Raw genomic sequence first — 1,821 nt, forward strand, 5'->3', positions numbered from 1 at the left:
CACAACACCTATACACCTGGTGGTTACTGTGTAGATACCGGTGGCGCTTGGAAATAATCTAAAGTATACATTTTATTCCTTCAGCTATTAGTGTACATGCTCAGACTAAATGTTATCAGAGCTACAAAAAAACTAGATAATAATACGAAAAGCGAATCGAAACAATGAATTCTGTTTTGTTCGCTTTTTGTTTCAATCTGTGTCATTACGATATTTTCATTTAATTGTATATCCCCCAAAAATTTACATTTTTATATGAAGTATTTTAGATAAAAGCAAACGCTAAATCATATACTCAAAAAACAGGTTTAGAACATTTGAAAAATCGAACGCTCAGCAATGATAGTCTGTCTGGTGGCGAGAAACAACGCCTAGAAATCGCTCGCGCCCTCTACCATGATAGCCAACTCATTTTAGCAGATGAGATTAAGGCCAATCTTGACTCGGAAAATAGCAGAAAAATTAGCGACTTGCTCTTCTCCCTACCTCAAACGGTCATTGAAGTCATTCACCACTACACAGAAGAGGACTTAAAAAACTACGACCAAGTCATTCACTTAAGCAGAGAAAAGTAGTATTCTTCGAAAATCGCTTCAAACTATGTCAGTTTGACCTACAAACCCAACACTTTACTTTGAGTAACATGCAGCTGACTTCCTAGTTTGTTCTTTAATTTTCATTATCCCTTGTTCATTTCCTTGAAATTTTCTGAAAAAAGAGTAAACTGGTATTCAAGAAGTCTATTTCGTGGAGTTTAGGATGAAATTATATGTTCAATTAATGATTCTCTTTGTGATTTCTCTAATCGGAGAGGGGATTTCCAGTTTCTTTCATTTGCCCATCCCAGGCAGTATTATCGGCTTGATTATTCTCTTTCTATCCCTACAATTCAAATGGTTGAGAACTAGGCATGTCAACATGGTGGGGAATTTCTTGCTGGCCAATATGACCATTCTCTTTTTGCCGCCAGCAGTAGGAATCATGGAAAAGTTTGATGTGATTGCTCCCTATCTCCTACCCATTGTTTTGATTGTCTTTTTTGCAGCAGTTGTCAATATTATCCTCATAGCGTTGGTAGTTCAGTTTATCAAACGACGGTTTGAGGGAGATTATGAGAAAGGAGATGCCAAATGAGTGAATTTGTTTCCAATCCCCTATTTGGGCTNNTATCTAGTGGGGATGTTGATTTACAGACGTTTTCCTCATCCATTGACAACGCCCCTGCTTTTGTCGGCTATTTTTATCATTATTTTTCTTAAGGTGACGGGTATTTCTTATCAAGATTACTACCAAGGTGGGGTTTATCTGAACAACTTGATTGTCCCGTCGACAGTGGCTTTGGGGATTCCGATTTACAAGAGTTTTCATTTGATGAAGCACCATGCTCGGAGTATTCTCTTTGGTAGTCTGCTAGCAGTAGTTGTCAATACCTCTTTCACAGCCCTTGTGGCCAAAATCTTTGGTATGGACTTTTTCCTAGCCATTTCTCTCTTTCCCAAGTCAGTAACAACCGCCATGGCAGTGGGAATCACAGAAAAATTGCAAGGTCTGACGACCGTGACCTTGGTGGTAGTCGTGGCAACTGGGATTTTAACCAGTGTCATCGGACCAACCCTTTTGAAGTGGTTGAAAATTGACGACCCAGTAGCTGTTGGTCTTTCCCTTGGAGGAACAGGCCATGCAGTTGGAACAGGAACAGCCTTCCGATACGGCTCTGTAGCAGGAGCCATGGGTGGTTTGGCTATCGGTGTCACTGGTATTCTCTATGTCTTTGTCAGCCCCATCGTAGCTAGTTTGATATTGAGTTAATACTCTTCGAAA

General features: G+C 39.9%; 2 protein-coding genes and 1 pseudogene. All 3 read left to right on the forward strand.

What is annotated here, in order from left to right:
• Positions 1 to 317: 317 nt before the first annotated feature.
• The 3 genes and pseudogenes from HT729_RS06605 (at position 318) to HT729_RS06615 (ending at position 1,809) form a co-directional block, all read left to right on the forward strand.
• Entirely contained in the window at positions 318 to 575 is a 258-nt protein-coding gene (locus HT729_RS06605; protein ID WP_000797621.1) for an ATP-binding cassette domain-containing protein, read from the forward strand.
• 184 nt (positions 576 to 759) lie between these two features.
• Complete coding sequence (locus HT729_RS06610; RefSeq protein WP_000781328.1) at positions 760 to 1,134, forward strand: CidA/LrgA family protein; 375 nt, start codon at positions 760 to 762, stop codon at positions 1,132 to 1,134.
• A pseudogene (locus HT729_RS06615) lies at positions 1,131 to 1,809 on the forward strand (LrgB family protein). Before HT729_RS06610 ends, HT729_RS06615 begins: the two are co-directional and overlap by 4 nt.
• The last annotated feature ends 12 nt before the right edge of the window (positions 1,810 to 1,821 follow it).

This window comes from Streptococcus sp. 79, from assembly GCF_013277425.1.
GTDB classification, from domain to species: Bacteria; Bacillota; Bacilli; order Lactobacillales; family Streptococcaceae; genus Streptococcus; species Streptococcus pseudopneumoniae.

Bases quoted from the DNA above. Each gene is read 5' to 3' on its own strand.
- HT729_RS06610 (WP_000781328.1), top strand. From the start codon at position 760: ATGAAATTATATGTTCAATTAATGATTCTCTTTGTGATTTCTCTAATC.